The organism is Streptomyces griseorubiginosus, assembly GCF_001514195.1.
GTDB lineage: Bacteria > Actinomycetota > Actinomycetes > Streptomycetales > Streptomycetaceae > Streptomyces > Streptomyces griseorubiginosus.
This window is the reverse complement of record NZ_KQ948737.1, coordinates 743,571-761,249: the sequence shown is the minus strand read 5'-3', so window position 1 is coordinate 761,249 and position 17,679 is coordinate 743,571. Positions and strand designations below refer to the sequence as shown.

The window sequence follows — 17,679 nt, the reverse complement described above, 5'->3', positions numbered from 1 at the left end:
TCATAAGTGTTGACGGTGTGCCGGATGAGTCGGACTGTTATGGACATGCCGAATATGCGTGCGCGTCTGCTCGTTGTTCTGGTTGTCCTCTGCGGATTCCTGACGGTCGCGGGCTCTCCGTCCGCCACCGCCGCCCCCATCGCCGACTCCCTCGCCTTCGACGGCACCGCCCTCACCGTGGCCAACGGCCGGTTCGTCGACGGCAACGGCCGCGAGGTCGTCCTGCGCGGCTACAACGTCTCCGGTGAGACCAAGCTCGCCGAGAACAAGGGCCTGCCCTTCGCCTCGGTGGCCGACGCCAGGAAGTCGGCGACCGCCCTCAGAGCCCTCGGCGGCGGCAACTCCGTGCGCTTCCTGCTGTCCTGGGCCTACGCGGAACCGGTGAAGGGCCAGGTCGACACCGCGTACCTGGCGGCCGCCACCGAGCAGATGCGCGCCTTCCTCGACGCGGGCATCCGGGTCTACCCCGACTTCCACCAGGACCTGTACTCGCGCTGGCTGTTCAACTCCGGCAGCTGGTACACCGGCGACGGCGCCCCCGCGTGGGCGGTGGCGCTCGGCAACTACTCCGCCGAGTCCTGCGGCATCTGCTTCACCTGGGGTCAGAACATCACCCAGAACGGCGCGGTGAAGGCGGGCCAGTACGACTTCTGGCACAACAGGTACGGCCTCCAGGACTCCTTCCTGGCCACCGCGCAGAAGACCATGGCGTACGTCAAGGCCAACCTCTCCACCGAGGAGTTCGCGGGGGTGGTCGGCTTCGACCCGTACAACGAGCCCTATGCCGGCAGCTACGACTCCGGCCAGAACAGCCGCACCTGGGAACGGGACCTGCTGTGGCCCTTCTACGTGAAGTTCCGGGCCCGGATGGACGCGGCCGGCTGGACGGACAAGCCCGCGATGGTCGAGCCGAACCTGTTCTGGAACGGCAACGTCAGCAAGGAGGAGGGCGGTCTCCTCGACGCGGGCACGCTCGGCTCCCGCTATGTCTTCAACACCCACTTCTACGACCAGAAGGCCATCTCCGGCATCCTGATGTGGGGCAACGCCTCCGACGGCCAGTACGTGAGCGACTTCGGCACCGTCCGTGACCGCGCCTCGGCGCTCGGGACCACGTCCGTGGTCAGCGAGTTCGGTCACCCGCTGAACGGCTCCACCGCGGGCAAGGCGCCGACCGTCCTCAAGGCCATGTACCAGGCCCTGGACTCCCGGGTGAAGGGCGCCAACTGGTGGGCCTCGCCCGCGACTTCGGGCCCCGTGCTGTCCGGTTCCCAATGGCAGTGGGACATCTACAACGGCCGCCACCACGAGCTGATGAATGACAACCCCGACAAGGTCATGACCTCGGGTGACGCCTGGAACGACGAGGACCTCTCGGCCGTCCGGCTCGACGACTCCGGTACGGCCGTGCTCCGCCAGGACGCCCGGCTGCTCGACCGCATCTACCCGAGCGCCACCTCCGGCTCCACGGTCGCCTTCACCTACGAGGACCGCTCACGCGACGGCTCCACCACCCTGACCTGGAACCCGGTGCCGAGCAGCCTGCCGAACGTGGCCTCGCTGGTCGGCTCCGGCCAGTACTCGCTGCTGGTGTGGCGGTCGGGCGCCGGCTCGGCACCCACCGAACTCCACCTCCCCGCCTCCTTCCCGACCGCGACGACCACGGTCGTCTCCGACCTGGGCACGGTTTACGGCCCTCCCGCGTACACCTCGTCCACCCCGATCGGCGCGGCCCTCGAACCGGGCGGCACGGGCAGCCGCCGCCTCCTGCTCACCGACGCGGACTCCGGCGTCCTGCACTACGCGCTGGTGACCAACGGCGCGACCTCGCCGTCCGCGTCCCTGCTCAACGCGGCCAAGGCCGAACTGGCGTCCTGGGCGGCGTCGAAGATCGGCTGACCTCACCGGGCTCGGAGGAAACCGGTTGAGTGTGCCGAGGCGGCTCGGCACACTCGCCGGGTGGCCAACTCGGATGTGATTGAGGGAAGTTGGGACGAGCCGTGGAGAGCGACCGTGTTCACGCACGGCTCGACGACGACTGACCGCTCCGGCCCCGCGTGCGGGAACGGAGCAGTCAGGAGGCGTCCGGGGGAGTGGCGGGGCTAGGACGCCGGGCTCGTCCAGTTCGCGGCCACGTGTCCCAGCCGCACCCGCTGCGGGTGGTCGCCCACCGCCACCGACGCGGTCTTCTGGCCGGTCGCGAAGTCGATCGCGGTGACCTGGTCGGCGCCGCTCTCGGAGATCACACAGCTCTTGCCGTCACCGCTGACGGTCGCCCAGTACGGCTTCGAGGCGGGGACCAGCGGGCCCTCCTGGAGGGTGGTGCGGTTGACCACCGTCGCGTAGTCGTCCATCGTGCCCGCGACACACAGCTTGCTGCCGTCCGGGCTCATGGAAATGCCGTGGTGGCGCGAGTCGTTGACCATGGTGGTGCGGTCGTCGCTGGTCGCCGGGTTCTTCGGCAGGGTCTTGGTGCGGGTGATCCTGTCGGTGGCCACGTCGTACTCGAAGAAGCCGTTGAAGAACGACACCTGGAAGTACAGCTTGGACTCGTCGGGCGAGAACACGGCGGGCCGCACCGCGTCCGAGTAGTCCTTGAGGCCGATCGCGTCCAGTTTGTCCCGCATGTCGATGGTCCTGACCTGCTTGTACGTGGTCGCGTCCACCACCGTGATGTGCCGGTCGCCCTTCGTCCAGTCCAGCCAGGGCGCGTCGGAGTCGGTGTTCACGTCACCGATCGCCATGTTCCAGATGTACTTGCCGTCCTTGGTGAAGATGTTCTCGTGCGGCTTGTCGCCGGTGGCGAAGGAGCCCAGCTGCTGGCCGGTGTTGATGTTCAGCACGTGCACGGTGTTCGCGGTCGAGGCGGACACCGCGACCCGGGTGCCGTCGGGGGAGACCGCCATGTGGTCCGCCCGGTACCCGGAGACCTTGAAGCGCCAGTTGATCTTCCCGGTGGCCAGGTCGATGGACACGACGTCCGCGAAGCTGGGCCGCGAGACGACCACCGACTTGCCGTCCGGGGTGGAGTACATGTCGTCGACGAACTGGTCGTGACCCTCGCCGACGCTGTTGCGGATCGCCATGAAGTAGATCCACTTGATGGGGTCGGCGTTGATCTCCGCCATCCGGGCGTCCTTGTCCGGGACGACGTTGATCCGGCCGATCTTCGCCAGATCGCCGGAGGACTTGATGACGTCGGCGGTGCCGTCCCAGTTGTTGCCCACGAACAGCACCTCGCGCAGGGCGGTGCCGTCCGCCGCGGAGGCGGCGGTCACGGGGGCGGTGACGGTCAGGACGACGGCTGCGGCCAGGGCACACAGGTGCCTGGGGCGGATAGCGGGCAAGGCGGGTCTCCCTACGGGGCGGCTCAGACGGGGCGGCGCATTCGGGCGGCTCGAACAGACTCATGGCGTGGGCATGCCAGAGGTGAATCTGAAGATGTGTGCATTCAGAGTGAACTTACTGCAAAGTAAGGAAGGGGCGCCCTTCTCCACAAGACTGCGTGCACGACAAAATTGCACTTCTACGGGTGGCCGGACCTTCCGGCCCGAACAGGAGGTGCGGTGACGGGCAGGCTCAGGGCCCCGACCGGTCGCTACGGCGGCAAGACCGCCGCGGAGCGGCAGGCCGAGCGACGCCGCCGCTTCCTGGACGCGGCACTCCAGCTCTTCGGGGACTCGCCGGGCTACCGCGCCACGACCGTCGCCGCCCTCAGCGAGGCCGCGGGCCTGTCCACCCGCCAGTTCTACGAGGAGTTCCGCACCCTCGAGGACGTCCTGGCCGCACTCCACCTGGAGGTCAACGACTGGGCGACGGCGGCCGTGCTGGCCGCGGTGGCCGACGCCGACCAGCTGCCGCTGACCGAGCGGGCGGCCGCGATCTTCCGGGCGTACGCGGCCAACGTCACCTCCGACCCGCGGCGGGTGCGGATCACGTTCGTGGAGATCATCGGGGTCAGCGCGCGGATGGAGGAGCAGCGCCTGGCCCGTCGCGCGCACTGGGTCGACCTCGTGTGTGCCGAGGCGGAGCGGGCGGTCTCCCGGGGGGAGGCCGCGCCCCGGGACTTCCGGCTCGCGGCGACGGCCTTCATCGGCAGCGTGAACGGCCTGCTGCACGACTGGAACGCGGGATGGGTGGACGCGACGCTGGACGAGGTGGTGGAGGAGCTGGTCCGGCAGCTGGTGGGGATCCTCCAGCCTCCGGGGTGGGAATCCGGCCGGGTGTGAGTTCTGATTCCGCCTGAGGGTGAGCCGGGATTCCACCCAGGTGTGAGCCGCGATTCCGCTCAGGGGTGAGCGGGGCGCGCTACCGCCCCAGCCTGTTCACCGCATCGAGCACCGGTGTCACGCCGTCCTCCTCGCGGATGTGCGCCCCCAGTGCCCGGGCCCGCTCCCGACGACCGGCGTCGCGGGTCGCCTCGGTCAGCGCCGCCGCCAGCGCCTCGGCGGTCAGTCGCCGCAGCGGTACCGCACGCGGTGCCACGCCCAGTGCCACCAGCCGGGCCGCCCAGAAGGTCGCGTCGAACTGGATCGGCACCGGTACCGCCGGGACTCCCGCCCGCAGGCCCGCCGCCGTGGTGCCTGCGCCCGCGTGGTGCACCACCGCCGCCATGTGCGGGAACAGCGCCGAGTGCGGCACCTCGTCGATCGTCAGCAGGTCGTCTCCCGTCGCCGCCAGGCCCGCCCAGCCGCGCTGGATCACCCCGCGCAGCCCGGCCAGCCGCAGCGCCCGCACGATCGCGGCGCTGACCCGCGCGGGATCGGGTACGGTCGCGCTGCCCAGCCCGACGAAGACCGGTGGCGGCCCCGCGTCGAGGAACGCCCGCAGCTCGTCGGGGAGCGGCGCGTCCGCGTCGTACGGCCACCAGTAGCCCGCCACCTCGAGCCCGCGCCGCCAGTCACGGGGCCGGGCGACCACGCGCGGGCTGAACCCGTGCAGCACCGGCCAGCCGTGCCGGTCCCGGGCCCGCAGGGCCGTGACCGTGCTCACCGGAGGCAGGCCCAGACGGCTGCGCACCTGGGGGAGGGCCGCGCCGAAGACCTGTTCCACGGCCAGGTTCAGGGCCGTCCCGGCGACCCGGTTGCCGAGCGCGCCCCAGGAGCCGGTGCCCAGCATGGGCGGCCCGAACTCCCGGGTGGCGGCCAGGGGTTGGAGGTTGAGGCCGAGGCTGGGCAGTCCGAGGCCCTCGGCGACGGCGTGCCCCAGCGGGGCCACCGAGCCGGACAGCAGCAGCGCGTCGCTCGACCGGGCGGCGGCCACCAGGTCGTCGCTCATCTCCACGGCCAGGGTCCGGGCCATCGCGACCACCCGCACCAGCTTGCCCACGCCGGTCGTGCTGCGGTGCAGAGCCCGCCCGCGCGAGGACTCCAGCTCCGCCCGGGGGTCGACGGGCAGGGCGTGGAACCCGAGGCCGGCTCGGGCCGCGAGCGGCTCGAAGCGGGCGTGGGTGACCAGGGTGACCTCGTGACCGGCCCGCGCCAGACCGTGCCCCAGACCGGTGAACGGGGCGACATCGCCCCGGGACCCCGCTGTCATGATCGCTACCCGCACGCCGGACAGTATGGCGCCGGGTCCCGGCCTGCGGGGCGAACGACCCGTGCGTACCGGTCAGTTCAGGCCGGTCGCGGGCGTAGGCGTCACCCTCCCGTGGTCATGGTGGCTCTTGGGCCGGGCTAGCCCTGCTGGGCGGCGGTCTCGGCCGCCGTCACCGTCTGCTCCAGCAGCGTGGCGATGGTCATCGGGCCGACGCCGCCCGGCACCGGTGTGATCAGCGAGGCCCGTTCCACCGCGGAGTCGAAGTCGACGTCACCGACGTTCCCCTCGTTGTACCCGGCGTCGACGACCACCGCACCGGGCTTGATGTCCTGGCCCCGGATCAGCCGGGGCCGGCCCACCGCGGCGACCACGATGTCCGCCTCCCGCACGGCCGCCGACAGGTCGCTGGTGCGGGAGTGGCAGTAGGTCACCGTGGCGTCCCGGGCGAGCAGCAGCATCCCGGCCGGCTTGCCGAGGATGGCGCTGCGGCCCACGACCACCGCCCGCTTCCCGGCCGGGTCGACGTCGTACGCGTCGAGCAGCCGCATGATCCCGCCGGGGGTGCAGGACACGAACCCCGGCAGGCCGAAGCTCATCGTCGCGAAGGAGGCGAAGGTGACCCCGTCGACGTCCTTCTCCGGCGCGATCGCCTCGAACGCCGCCCGCTCGTCGATGTGCGCGCCCATCGGATGCTGGAGCAGGATGCCGTGCACGGTCGGGTCGGCCGACAACTCCCGCAGGGTGCCGACCAGTTGCTCGGTGGTGGTGGCCCCCGGCAGTGCCACGTGCCGTGACTCGATGCCGGCCGTGCGGCAGCGGTTCCGCTTCATCCGGACGTAGGTGACGGAGGCCGGGTCCTCGCCGACGAGAACCGTCGCGAGACAGGGCGCGCGGCCCGTGCGAGCGGTGAGGTCCGCCGCGCGCTCGGCGGTCTCCTCGACGATGCGCCGGGCGAGCGCGGTGCCGTCCATGATGCGGGCCTGAGACATGATCCACTCCTGGGTCGATCGCGGGAATCGCCCAGGCGCACGGCTTCGGAGTCATGGACCGCTCCCCGGTGGTGCTCCACCTCAGCGCCAGTCACGGCCCGCCACCAGCCTAACCGAGGCTCCGGAACGCCGGTCAGGCGCGGGTCTCCGGTTCAGTAGTCGCCCTCGGATCCGCCCTCGGTCTCGGGTTCAGTAGCCGCCGTCGGATCCGCCCCGGGGCTCCGGTTCTGGAGCCGCCGTCGGGTCCACCCCGTCCAGGAATCCCGTCGTCTGGGCGTGCAGCCGGTCCGCCCCGATCGCCTCGGCCCAGCGGGCGACCTCCCGGGCCAGCGCCCGCGCCCCCGCCTCGTCGCCGGCGTCCCGGGCCAGGACCGCCAGCAGCAACTGCTGGGCGAGGACGCCGGGGACCAGGCCCGCCCGCGCCCCGAGGCCGGTGGCCCGCTCCCAGCACTCCACGGCACGTTCGTGGTCGCCGGCGTCGTGCGCACGGTCGCCGAGGTGGCGCAGGGCCTCACGGGTCAGGAGGTCGTCGCCGCCCTTCCCGTCCTCGCCGCCCGCCTCGCCCGCGCGCAGGGCGTCCTCGTAGTGCGCGGGCGCGGCGGCGCGCTCGGCGAAGAGGTTCTCGACGACCAGCCCGAGGTACATCGACGCCCAGCCCCGCCGCACCTCGTCGGGGGCGCTGTCCCGGAGAGACAGCGCGCTGCGGCGGATCCCGGCCAGCGTCTCGGGATCCTTGCCCTCGGGGCCGGGGTGGAACACGCCCTCACGCAGCAACTGACAGCGGTAGTCGTGGCGCAGCCGGATGAAGCCCAGGTCCCAGCCCGCGCCCGGCGCCTCCTTCTCGGCCCGGTCCGCGCGGGCGGCCGTGAGATCCGTGCCCGCGAACCAGTCGCTCAGCAGGGCGACTTCGGCGGCGGCCAGGGCGAGCCGGGCACGGTCGTCAGGGTCGGCGCAGTCCGTCGTGTCCAGCAGGCCCAGCGCCCGTTCCCATCGGCCGGCCAGGGCCAAGTCGTGTGCGGCGGCGAGGAGTTGGTCGAAATCCACGGTAGTGCTCGCGGTGTGCGTCATGGCAGGGGAAGGTAGTCAGACGAAAAACCATCCACAAGAAAACCATTGCAGGGGACGGGTAATGCGGGACTCGGTCGACCGGCACGTCGAGGTGTGGGGCAAGGAGCTGGACTGGATGGACCCGGTCAAGGAGGCGATCTTCGCCCGGCTGGCCGTCCTGGCCCGGCACGCCGCACAGGCCCGGCGGACCGGTCTCGACTCCGACGGTCTGCGGAACTGGGAGTACAAGGTGCTGCTGACCCTGCGCCGACTCGGACCGCCGTACACCGGGAGCCCTTCACAGCTCGCCGACCACCTCGGGCTCACCCGGGGCGCCCTGTCGGCCCGTCTGGCACCGCTGGAGGAGGCGGGGCTGATCGCCCGGACCCACGAGGACCCCGACCGGCGGCGGGTGCGGGTCCGGCTCACCGAGGCCGGGCACGCCGCGTTCGAACAGCAGGTCGCCGCGGAGGAAGAGGGCGAGCTCGCGCTGCTCGCGGCGCTGACCCCCGCGGAGCGGCGGACACTCGCGGACCTGCTGCGGAAACTCGTCGTGGCCGCCGAGGCGGAGCCGAGCGCCCCGGCGCCGCCCGCACCGAGAAGGTCCAGGTCGGACGGGGTGTGATCTGGACCCTCGGCGCCCTTCTCGTTACTCGTCCCAGGCCTGGATCATGGTCTGTTCGGTGATCTTGCCGTCCTTGAGGGTCAGCATCGACTCCGACAGGACGCGCACGCCGTCGGAGTACAGACAGGACTCGCTGAAGGCGACATGATCGCCCTCCATGACGCACCCTTCCAGTTTGTGTGTCATGTCGCGGCTGTAGACGTCGTCGAGCATCGCGGCGATCTGGTCCTTGCCGTGCACCACCATGGGGTGGCTGGGTTGCGTGTTGCGGTCGACGATGCGGATCTCGGCGTCGTCCGCGTAGAGCGACAGAAGATCGGCCGCGGAGTTCCCTTCGACGCCCCGGCGCAGGGTCTCGCTGGTGAAACCGGTGTTTGCGGCAGTGCCCATGGTGACCTCCTTCGAGGGCCACGGCCCGAGGAGGAACGGGCCGGGCAGGGCTTCTTCCTACGAGACTCCTCCGCCCCGGCGGTCACGGCAAGCGCAGTACGGGCGCTCCGCCTGACGGGTGAGCGGCGCCGGGCGGCCGTGTCCGGGAGCGGTCGCCGGGCGTTGCTGACAACATGATCTCAACTCGACGTATCGTCGCCGCCGTCGGTCTCGCCGTCGGCGTCACCGGTCTCGCCGCTCCCCTCGCGAACGCGGCCGGCGCGGCCGCCCAGGACGCGAGCCCGCTCAGCCCGATGGCCACGCTCGACTCGCTCGCGGTGAGCGAGATCCCGGCGGAGCACAGGGCCCAGTTGCCGAAGGTCTCCGAGCAGCTCAACAGGGCCAACGACCTCTACCGGCTGAACGAACTGCACCAGGTCACCGACCTCGCCGCGCCCGTCACCGGGCTGGTCCCCGCGATCGAGACCTGATCGCTCCCGCACGACCACACCGAGGGCCGCCCGGATCGCCGGGCGGCCCTCGGCGCGTCCTGGGACGTCCCGTCCTGGCATGTCCCGGGGCGTCCTGGTGCGGACACCCGGCTCATTCGGCCGTGGCCAGGAACTGCGTGGCCGCCAGTTCGGCGTACAGCGGGTCCCCGGCGACCAGCTCCCGGTGCGTCCCCACGGCCCGTACCCGCCCCGCGTCCATCACGACGATCCGGTCGGCCGTCGTCACCGTCGACAACCGGTGCGCGACGACCAGCACCGTGGTCGTACGCGCCACGTCCGCCACCGTGTCCCGAAGGGCCGCCTCGTTCACCGCGTCCAACTGGGAGGTGGCCTCGTCCAGCAACAGCAGCCGGGGTCGCCGCAGCAGCGCCCGCGCGATCGCGACCCGTTGCCGTTCACCGCCCGAGAGCTTGGTCCCGCGATGGCCGACCAGCGTCTCCAGCCCGGCAGGCAGCCGCGCCACCAGCCCGTCCAGCCGGGTCGTCTTCAGGACCCGGGTCACCGCGTCCTCGGCCGCGTCGGGATTGCCCAGCAGCAGGTTCTCGCGCAGTGACCCCGACAGCACGGGCGCGTCCTGCTCCACGTACCCGATCGCGGAGCGCAGCTGCGGCAGTTCCCACTCCGCGAGATCCCGCCCGTCCAGCGTCACGACCCCGGACTCGGGGTCGTAGAACCGCTCGATCAGCGAGAACACCGTCGTCTTCCCGGCTCCGGACGGTCCGACGAAGGCCGTCAACCCCCGGGCCGGCACCTCGAAGGAGACGCCGTGGTGGACGTAGGGCAGATCGTCGGCGTAGCGGAACCGGACGTCCGTGAAGGCGACGGCCGCGGGTTCCGCCCCGGCGGCGGGCAACGGCGCCGCGGGGGCGGCCGGTTCGGCGGGCAGCCGCAGCGCCTCCTGGATCCGGGCGAGCGCGGCCGCGCCCGTCTGGTACTGCGTGATCGCCCCGACGACCTGCTGGATCGGGGACATCAGATAGAAGACGTACAGCAGGAAGGCCACCAGGGTGCCGACGCCGATCGCCCCGGTGGCGACCCGGGCCCCGCCCGCCGCGAGCACCGTGATGAACGCGATCTGCATCGCCAGTCCCGCCGTGTTGCCGGCGGCCGCCGACCACTTGGCGGCCCGCACGCTCTGCCGCCAGGACTCCTCGGCGGCCGCGTGCAGGGTCCGCTCCTCGCGGTGCTCGGCACCGGACGCCTTCACCGTGCGCAGCGCGCCGAGGATCCGCTCCAGGGAGGCGCCCATCACGCCGACCGCGTCCTGGGCCTGCCGGCTCGCCCGGTTGATGCGCGGCACGATCACACCGAGGACCGTGCCGGCGGCCAGGATCACCGCCAGCGTGACCCCCAGCAGCACCGGGTCGACCAGGGCCATCAGCACCACGGTCGCCACCAGCGTGAGCCCGCCGGTGCCCAGGCCCACGAGGGAGTCGGTGGTGACCTCGCGCAGCAGTGTGGTGTCCGAGGTGATCCTGGCCATGAGGTCGCCGGGTTCGGTGCGGTCCACGGCGGTGATGCGCAGCCGCAGCAGATACGACGACAGGGAGCGCCGTGCGCCGAGGACCACCGACTCCGCGGTGCGCCGCAGCACGTACGAACCCAGCCCGCCGATGGCCGCGTTGGCGATCACGAGCCCCGACATGGCGACCAACGCCCAGGTGATCGTGCGGTCGTGGGAGAGATCCTCGATCAACTCCCGTGCGACCAGGGGCAGCAGGAGGCCGGTGACGCCCGTCAGGAGCGAGAGCAGGGCACCGGCCAGCAGGGTCCAGCGGTGCGGCCGTACGTAGTCGAGGAGCAGTCGCCAGGTGGGCGGGCCGGGCGTGGTCTCGGTGGTGCCCACGGCGCTCCTTCGGGGTCGGCGGTGAAGACCTTCAGGCTACGTCGGCGGCCTGCCGCGACGGCGCGGGTGGCGAGCGCGACTCCCGCCGGGGCGGCGTGACTCGGCGGTCAGGACATTCCACCGGCTCGCCGCGGCTCGGCGGGTTAGGACGGTTGAACCTCCTCGAAGAGGGCGAGGGCGGTCGCCGGGTCCGGGCTCACGAGGCGCTCCAGGCCGGCCGTGGTGATCTCCGCCCACTTGGCGGCCCGTGCCCACATCCGTTCCTCGAAGGCGCGGACCGTGCCGTCCAGATCCTCGGGGCCGGCGGCGACAGCCTCGGCCAGTTCGGCGCCTTCCAGCATCGCGAGGTTGGCGCCCGCCCCCAGGGGAGGCATCAGATGGGCGGCGTCGCCGAGCAGGGTCACCCCGCGCACATGGGGCCAGGTGTGGGCCACCGGCAGGACATGGAGGGGGCGGTGCACGAAGGCGGTGCCGTGACGGAGCAGGTCGAGCACCGGGGCGGCCCAGCCGTCGAACAGCGCCAGCAGGCTCGCGCGCACGGCCTCTATGTCGGCGGGGTCCAGGTCCGCGTGCCAGTCCTGAGGCGCACGGAACTTGGCGTACACCTTCACATGGCCGCCGCTGTTGCGCTGGGCGGTGAGGCTGCGGTTCGCGCCGTACACCGCCATCGAACCGTCGCCGATCAGCCGGGCGAGGTCGGGGTGGCGGCGGTCGACGTCGTCGAGGGAGGTCTCGACCGTGGTGACGCCGGTGTAGTGCGGCGTCACCGACGAGACGGCCGGGCGGACCCGTGACCAGGCGCCGTCCGCGCCGACCACGAGGTCGAACACCTCCTGCCGTCCGTCCGCGAACTCGACCCGTACGCCGTCCCGCGTCCCCGGCACCACTTTCGTCACGCCCCGCCCCCACTGGACGTCCAGCGGGCCGCGCAGCAGGTCGCGCAGGTGCTTGCGGTCGATCTCGGGATGGGCCCGCTCGTCCGGGCGGGGCCGCCAGTCGCGCAGGACCGTGCCGTCCGTGTCCAGGATGCGCATGGCCTGTCCCTCGGGGCGGGACAGCTTCTGGAAATCCGCCATCAACCCAGCTTTGTCCAGGGCGAGTTGGCCCATCCCTTCGTGCAGGTCCAGGGTGCCGCCCGGGGGGCGGGCGTCGGGGGAGGGGTCGCGTTCGAAGAGGGCGACGGCGTGACCGTGGCGGTGCAGCACACGGGCGAAGGTGAGGCCGCCGGGACCGCTCCCGACCACGGCGATGCGATGTCTCATGTCGATACACTGTATTGAAACGCTACACCGCATCGCAACAGTACGATGTCACCATGACTGTGTGGGACCGACCGGAGCCGCCGCCCCGCCCCGTGCCGCTCGACCGGGAGCGGATCGTCGCCGCCGCCGTCGCGCTCGCCGACGAGGGCGGCCTGGAGGTGGTGTCGCTGCGCAAGGTCGCCGCCCGGCTGAACGCCGGGCCGATGCGGCTGTACGGCTTCATCGCCACGAAGGAGGAACTGTTCGACCTCATGATGGACGAGGTCCAGGCCGAGATCCTCCCCGATGAGCCGCCCGGCCACTGGCGCGAGGCGCTGAGCGGTCTCGCCCACCGCACCCGGCGGGCGGCGCTCCGGCACGAGTGGCTGGCCGACCTGCTCGGCGGCCGCCCCAGCCCGGGCCCCAACGGCCTCGCCGTGACCGAGTCCACCCTGGCCGCCCTGGACGGACTCGCCGACATCGACACCGTCATGCGCGCGGTGGAGACGGTCGGTTCCTACTCCACCGGCGCGATCAGGCGCGAGATCGCGAACCTGCGGGCCGAGCGCGCCACGGGTCTCAGCAAGCGCGAATGGCAGCGCGCCCACGGCCCCCATCTGACGAAGATGCTGGCCACCGGCCGCTTCCCGGCCCTGAGCAAGGCCGTGTACGACGGCACGCATGTGGACGCCGAGACCTCCTTCACGACGGGCCTGGAGTGGGTGCTCGACGCGGTGGCCGCCAAGCTCGGCCAACCCTGACCCGACCGCCCCCGATCAGGTCGCCGGCTTGCCCCCAACGCCCCGGCCAGCGGGAATCGGTGCCGTTACCGATCATTCGCGCGTAGGGTCGGAGGGACGTACACCGGGCGACGGAAGGGGTCAGGCCATGGCGCAGGAGGTACGCGGAGTGATCGCACCCGGCAAGGACGAGCCGGTGCGGGTGGAGACGATCGTGGTGCCGGATCCGGGCCCCGGGGAGGCCGTCGTACAGGTGCAGGCCTGCGGGGTCTGTCACACCGACCTGCACTACAAGCAGGGCGGGATCAACGACGAATTCCCCTTCCTGCTGGGCCATGAGGCGGCCGGTGTCGTCGAGTCGGTCGGCGAGGGGGTGACCGACGTCGCGCCCGGCGACTTCGTGATCCTCAACTGGCGTGCCGTGTGCGGCAACTGCCGGGCCTGTCTGCGTGGCCGGCCCTGGTACTGCTTCAACACCCACAACGCGCGGCAGAAGATGACCCTCACCGACGGCACCGAGCTCTCGCCCGCCCTGGGCATCGGCGCCTTCGCCGAGAAGACCCTGGTCGCCGCCGGACAGTGCACCAAGGTCGACCCGTCGGCCTCCGCCGCGGTCGCCGGGCTCCTGGGCTGCGGGGTGATGGCCGGCATCGGCGCCGCGATCAACACCGGCAACGTCGGCCGCGGTGACACCGTCGCCGTCATCGGCTGCGGCGGGGTCGGCGACGCGGCGATCGCCGGGTCGAACCTCGCGGGCGCGGCCCGGATCATCGCCGTGGACATCGACGACCGGAAGCTGGAGAAGGCCCGCACCATGGGCGCCACCCACACCGTCAACTCCCGCGAGAACGACCCCGTCGAGGCGATCCGCGAACTGACCGGCGGCTTCGGCGCCGACGTCGTCATCGAGGCGGTCGGCCGCCCCGAGACGTACCAGCAGGCCTTCTACGCCCGCGACCTCGCCGGCACCGTCGTCCTCGTCGGCGTGCCCACCCCCGAGATGAAGCTGGAACTGCCGCTCCTCGACGTCTTCGGGCGCGGCGGCTCGCTCAAGTCGTCCTGGTACGGCGACTGCCTGCCCTCGCGTGACTTCCCGATGCTGATCGACCTGCACCTGCAAGGCCGCCTGGACCTGGAGGCGTTCGTGACCGAGACCATCCGACTCGACGAGGTGGAGAAGGCGTTCGAGCGCATGCACGACGGCGACGTCCTGCGTTCGGTGGTGGTGCTCTGATGGCCGCCCGCATCGAACGCCTCGTCACCTCCGGGCAGTTCAGCCTCGACGGCGGCACCTGGGACGTCGACAACAACGTCTGGATCGTCGGCGACGACCACGAGGTCGTCGTCATCGACGCCGCCCACGACGCCGACGCCATCCTCGAGGCGGTCGGGGACCGCAGGTTGACCGCGATCGTCTGCACCCACGCCCACAACGACCACATCGACGCCGCGCCCGCCCTCGCCGAGCGCACCGGCGCCACGATCTGGCTGCACCCCGACGACCTGCCGCTGTGGAAGCAGACCCACCCCGACCGCGACCCCGACGCCCATCTGCGCGACGGCCAGGTCATCGAGGCCGCGGGCGCCGACCTCCAGGTGCTGCACACCCCGGGGCACGCGCCGGGCGCGGTCTGCCTCTACGACCCGGGCCTCGGCACCGTCTTCACCGGCGACACCCTCTTCCAGGGCGGCCCGGGCGCCACCGGCCGCTCCTTCTCCCACTTCCCGACGATCATCGACTCGATCCGCGACCGGCTGCTCGCCCTGCCGCCCGAGACGAAGGTCCTCACCGGCCACGGAGACCCGACGACGATCGGCGCCGAGGCCCCGCACCTCCAGGAGTGGATCGCCCGTGGCCACTGACGACTCCGTGACCACCGGCGCCCCCGTGGTCGCCGACGAGATCGTGCCCCTGAACGGCGTGAACGTCCTGCACTGCGCCCCGGACGGACCGCCACTGGACGGCGAGCGGGCCGCCCTCGACCTGATCGGCGACGCGATGGGCCGTGACGCCGAGGTGGTCGCCGTACCCGTGGCACGGGTCGGCGAGGAGTTCTTCCGGCTGCGGTCGGGCGTCGCCGGCGCGGTCATGCAGAAGTTCGTGACCTACCAGGTCCGTCTCGCTGTCGTCGGCGACGTCACCCGCCACACCGACGCCAGCACCGCCCTGCGCGACTTCGTCCACGAGACGAACCAGGGCCGCCACATCTGGTTCCTGCCGGATCTGGACACCCTGGACGAGAGGCTCCGCGCGTCCGGGTGACCCTCCCGTAAATCACGACAGAGGCTGTCCGGTTTCCCGGCGATGCTCGACTCCACATCGCACACAACGGGAGGTCGGACATGCCGCAGCCGCTGAAGGACAAGGTCGCACTGGTCGCCGGGGCCACACGGGGAGCCGGACGCGGGATCGCCGTGGAACTCGGGGCGGCGGGCGCCACCGTCTACGTCACCGGACGCAGCACCCGCGCCGGCCGCTCCGAGTACGACCGCCCCGAGACCCTGGAGGACACCGCCGACCTGGTCACCGCGGCCGGCGGCCACGGCCTCGCGGTCCCCACCGACCACCTGGACCCGGCGCAGGTCCGCACCCTCGTCGACCGCGTCGCCGACGAGCAGGGCCGCCTCGACGTCCTCGTCAACGACATCTGGGGCGGCGAACACCTCTTCGCGTGGGACGCCCCGGTGTGGGAGCACGACCTCGACAAGGGCCTGCGGCTGCTCAGGCTCGCGGTCGAGACCCACGCCATCACCAGCCACCACGCCCTGCCCCTGCTGCTGCGCCGGCCCGGTGGCCTGGTCGTCGAGATGACCGACGGGACGGACGCCTACAACCGCGAGAACTACCGCGTGTCCTTCTTCTACGACCTCGCCAAGACGTCCGTGCTGCGCATGGCCTTCGCTCTCGGCCATGAACTCGGCCCGCGCGGCGCCACCGCCGTCGCGCTCACGCCCGGCTGGATGCGCTCGGAGATCATGCTCGACACCTTCGGGGTGCGGGAGGAGAACTGGCGCGACGCCCTCGACCGGGTGCCGCACTTCGCGATCTCGGAGACCCCGCGCTATGTGGGCCGTGCCGTGGCCGCGCTGGCCGCGGACCCGGAGGTGGCCCGCTGGAACGGCCGGTCCCTCGAGGCCGGCTCCCTCGCCCGGACCTACGGCTTCACCGACCTGGACGGCAGCCGCCCGGACGCCTGGCGCTACCTGGTCGAGGTGCAGGACGCGGGGAAGCCGGCGGACGTGACCGGCTACCGCTGACGCCGGGGGAGCCGGGGCGAGCGATGGCCTCGGCGGGAGGGGAGCCGTGAGGTCAGGAGGACCGCACGGGCGGCAGCTGCCACCGGACCGCAAGGCCCGGTGGCAGCGCCAGATCGTCGCGTACGGCCGCGTAGTAGCCGTCCCGCCCATTGCGGTGCCGCTCCAGCAGGACCCGCCACGCCTCGGGATCGCGGGTCCCGTCGCGCAGGAACTGCTCCATCTCCAGCACCACCGTGACCCAGACCCGCGCCTTCTCCACCACCTCGGGACTCCCCAGCAGGAGCAGCGCCTCCCCGTCCGGGTCGCGGGCGAGCGTCGACTCCGCCAGCAGCGGGGCGGCCTCCTCCGGGGAGAGCGGGTGCGGGTGCGGGTCGTTGCCGAAGTGGGCCGCCACCCGGCACACCAACGTGATCGTCTTCTTCAGCGTCCGCGCGTAGTCCGAGTACACCCCCAGCCGCCGCTCCTCCCACCGAGCGGCCTGCTCCCGCCGGAACCGCGCCCGATCACTGCGCACGACCGCCAGATACGAACCGAGTGCACCGACCACCACACCGATGAGCGCGGGCAGTTGCTGTATGAACGCCGACATGACCGCACGCTATCGGCCGACTTGATCAGCCGGGGACTACCTTCGGCCGCATGACGCCTACACAACGCTTCGAGGGACACGGAGTTCTCGTCACGGGTGCGGCCCGAGGCATCGGCGCGGCGACGGCCCGACGGCTGGCCGAGGAGGGCGCGCGGGTCCTGCTCACCGACCGGGACGCGGCGGTCGTGGAGAGGACGGCCGCCGGGCTGCGCGGACGGGGACTGGACGCCCGCGCCCTGGCGTGCGACGTCGCCGACCGCGCGGCTGTCGAGGCGGTCGTCGCCCACGCCGTCGAGGAGTTCGGCTCGCTCGACGTCCTCGTCAACTGTGCGGCCCGCTGCACCCCGGAAACCCCGCTCTTCGAGGACGACTCCGACGACGAGTGGGCCCGGGACCTGGACATCACCCTGGGCGGCCCCTACCGCTGTTCGCGCGCCGCGCTTCCGCACCTGGTCGCCTCCGGGCGCGGCGCCATCGTCACCATCGGTTCCGTCAACGGCCTCCAGGACTTCGGCAACCACGCCTACAGCGCGGCGAAGGCCGGCCTCGCTTCCCTGACCCGCACGCTCGCCGGGCACGCGGGCCCCCGCGGGGTTCGCGTCAACCTGGTCGCTCCGGGTACGGTGCGTACTTCCGCCTGGGACGGGCGTGAGGACGAGCTCAGTGAGCTGCGACGGCTGTATCCGCTGGGTCGGGTCGGCGAAGCCGAGGACGTCGCCGCCGCCGTCGCCTTCCTCGCCTCCCGCGACGCGGCCTGGATCACCGGGACCACCCTCGTCGTCGACGGCGGCCTCACAGCCGTCAACACCGGCTTCCACACGGCGGTCCACCCCGGCCGGGGTGCCTGACCCGGTGCGGACATTGTCACTGTTCCGTCGCAGGGCGGGCGTCGGTACAACGGACTGGTGCGTGGGGCCGTCTACCT

General features: G+C 72.0%; 18 protein-coding genes and 1 riboswitch. Of the genes, 10 read left to right on the top strand and 8 right to left on the bottom strand.

Features of this window, described 5'->3' with window-relative positions:
• Positions 1 to 39 precede the first annotated feature (39 nt).
• Positions 40 to 1,899, top strand: coding sequence for a glycoside hydrolase family 5 protein (locus AQJ54_RS21770; protein ID WP_062239893.1), 1,860 nt, complete (start codon positions 40 to 42; stop codon positions 1,897 to 1,899).
• A gap of 203 nt (positions 1,900 to 2,102) precedes the next feature.
• On the opposite strand, the gene AQJ54_RS21765 is transcribed toward AQJ54_RS21770, so the two are convergent.
• A complete protein-coding gene (locus tag AQJ54_RS21765; RefSeq protein WP_062020298.1) occupies positions 2,103 to 3,347 on the bottom strand; it encodes a YncE family protein in 1,245 nt (414 codons plus the stop codon).
• A gap of 219 nt (positions 3,348 to 3,566) precedes the next feature.
• Between AQJ54_RS21765 and AQJ54_RS21760 the strand changes: the two genes are divergently transcribed.
• A complete protein-coding gene (locus AQJ54_RS21760) occupies positions 3,567 to 4,229 on the top strand; it encodes a TetR/AcrR family transcriptional regulator (RefSeq protein WP_062020296.1) in 663 nt (220 codons plus the stop codon).
• Between the two features lie 79 nt (positions 4,230 to 4,308).
• On the opposite strand, the gene AQJ54_RS21755 is transcribed toward AQJ54_RS21760, so the two are convergent.
• The 3 genes from AQJ54_RS21755 to AQJ54_RS21745 form a co-directional block, all read right to left on the bottom strand.
• Positions 4,309 to 5,538, bottom strand: coding sequence for a glycosyltransferase (locus AQJ54_RS21755; RefSeq protein ID WP_062239890.1), 1,230 nt, complete (start codon positions 5,536 to 5,538; stop codon positions 4,309 to 4,311).
• A 137-nt stretch (positions 5,539 to 5,675) separates the two neighbouring features.
• Entirely contained in the window at positions 5,676 to 6,527 is an 852-nt protein-coding gene (locus AQJ54_RS21750; RefSeq protein ID WP_062239888.1) for a bifunctional 5,10-methylenetetrahydrofolate dehydrogenase/5,10-methenyltetrahydrofolate cyclohydrolase, read from the bottom strand.
• A 22-nt stretch (positions 6,528 to 6,549) separates the two neighbouring features.
• Positions 6,550 to 6,632, bottom strand: a riboswitch (ZMP/ZTP riboswitch).
• Between the two features lie 84 nt (positions 6,633 to 6,716).
• Positions 6,717 to 7,595, bottom strand: coding sequence for a hypothetical protein (locus AQJ54_RS21745; protein WP_062239886.1), 879 nt, complete (start codon positions 7,593 to 7,595; stop codon positions 6,717 to 6,719).
• Between the two features lie 61 nt (positions 7,596 to 7,656).
• On the opposite strand from AQJ54_RS21745, the gene AQJ54_RS21740 reads away from it, so the two are divergent.
• Complete coding sequence (locus tag AQJ54_RS21740) at positions 7,657 to 8,199, top strand: MarR family winged helix-turn-helix transcriptional regulator (RefSeq protein ID WP_062239884.1); 543 nt, start codon at positions 7,657 to 7,659, stop codon at positions 8,197 to 8,199.
• Positions 8,200 to 8,223: 24 nt separating this feature from the next.
• On the opposite strand, the gene AQJ54_RS21735 is transcribed toward AQJ54_RS21740, so the two are convergent.
• Positions 8,224 to 8,589: a nuclear transport factor 2 family protein gene (locus AQJ54_RS21735; RefSeq protein ID WP_062239881.1), complete on the bottom strand. Its 366-nt coding sequence runs from the start codon at positions 8,587 to 8,589 to the stop codon at positions 8,224 to 8,226.
• A gap of 173 nt (positions 8,590 to 8,762) precedes the next feature.
• Here AQJ54_RS21735 and AQJ54_RS21730 point away from each other — a divergent pair, with 173 nt between their 5' ends.
• Positions 8,763 to 9,059, top strand: coding sequence for a hypothetical protein (locus AQJ54_RS21730; RefSeq protein ID WP_020134755.1), 297 nt, complete (start codon positions 8,763 to 8,765; stop codon positions 9,057 to 9,059).
• Between the two features lie 112 nt (positions 9,060 to 9,171).
• Here AQJ54_RS21730 and AQJ54_RS21725 read toward each other — a convergent pair whose 3' ends face one another.
• On the bottom strand, positions 9,172 to 10,926 hold the full coding sequence (locus tag AQJ54_RS21725) for an ABC transporter ATP-binding protein (protein WP_062239878.1): 1,755 nt from the start codon (positions 10,924 to 10,926) through the stop codon (positions 9,172 to 9,174).
• 143 nt (positions 10,927 to 11,069) lie between these two features.
• A complete protein-coding gene (locus AQJ54_RS21720) occupies positions 11,070 to 12,188 on the bottom strand; it encodes an FAD-dependent oxidoreductase (RefSeq protein WP_062239876.1) in 1,119 nt (372 codons plus the stop codon).
• Positions 12,189 to 12,241: 53 nt separating this feature from the next.
• On the opposite strand from AQJ54_RS21720, the gene AQJ54_RS21715 reads away from it, so the two are divergent.
• The 5 genes from AQJ54_RS21715 (at position 12,242) to AQJ54_RS21695 (ending at position 16,165) form a co-directional block, all read left to right on the top strand.
• Entirely contained in the window at positions 12,242 to 12,928 is a 687-nt protein-coding gene (locus AQJ54_RS21715; RefSeq protein ID WP_062239873.1) for a TetR/AcrR family transcriptional regulator, read from the top strand.
• Positions 12,929 to 13,055: 127 nt separating this feature from the next.
• Positions 13,056 to 14,141 carry an S-(hydroxymethyl)mycothiol dehydrogenase gene (locus AQJ54_RS21710; protein WP_062239870.1) on the top strand — a complete coding sequence of 362 codons (1,086 nt, stop codon included), beginning with the start codon at positions 13,056 to 13,058 and terminating at the stop codon, positions 14,139 to 14,141.
• Positions 14,141 to 14,770, top strand: a complete 630-nt coding sequence (locus AQJ54_RS21705; protein ID WP_062020277.1) for an MBL fold metallo-hydrolase — start codon at positions 14,141 to 14,143, stop codon at positions 14,768 to 14,770. Before AQJ54_RS21710 ends, AQJ54_RS21705 begins: the two co-directional genes overlap by 1 nt.
• Positions 14,760 to 15,170 carry a DUF4180 domain-containing protein gene (locus AQJ54_RS21700; protein WP_381004437.1) on the top strand — a complete coding sequence of 137 codons (411 nt, stop codon included), beginning with the start codon at positions 14,760 to 14,762 and terminating at the stop codon, positions 15,168 to 15,170. The genes AQJ54_RS21705 and AQJ54_RS21700 overlap by 11 nt, the downstream gene beginning before the upstream one ends.
• Before the next feature lie 80 nt (positions 15,171 to 15,250).
• On the top strand, positions 15,251 to 16,165 hold the full coding sequence (locus AQJ54_RS21695) for an SDR family oxidoreductase (protein ID WP_062239867.1): 915 nt from the start codon (positions 15,251 to 15,253) through the stop codon (positions 16,163 to 16,165).
• A 52-nt stretch (positions 16,166 to 16,217) separates the two neighbouring features.
• On the opposite strand, the gene AQJ54_RS21690 is transcribed toward AQJ54_RS21695, so the two are convergent.
• Positions 16,218 to 16,754 (bottom strand): hypothetical protein, encoded by a 537-nt coding sequence (locus AQJ54_RS21690; RefSeq protein ID WP_062020273.1) that lies wholly within the window; start codon positions 16,752 to 16,754, stop codon positions 16,218 to 16,220.
• Positions 16,755 to 16,804: 50 nt separating this feature from the next.
• Here AQJ54_RS21690 and AQJ54_RS21685 point away from each other — a divergent pair, with 50 nt between their 5' ends.
• Positions 16,805 to 17,602: an SDR family NAD(P)-dependent oxidoreductase gene (locus AQJ54_RS21685; RefSeq protein ID WP_062239864.1), complete on the top strand. Its 798-nt coding sequence runs from the start codon at positions 16,805 to 16,807 to the stop codon at positions 17,600 to 17,602.
• Positions 17,603 to 17,679: the final 77 nt, after the last annotated feature.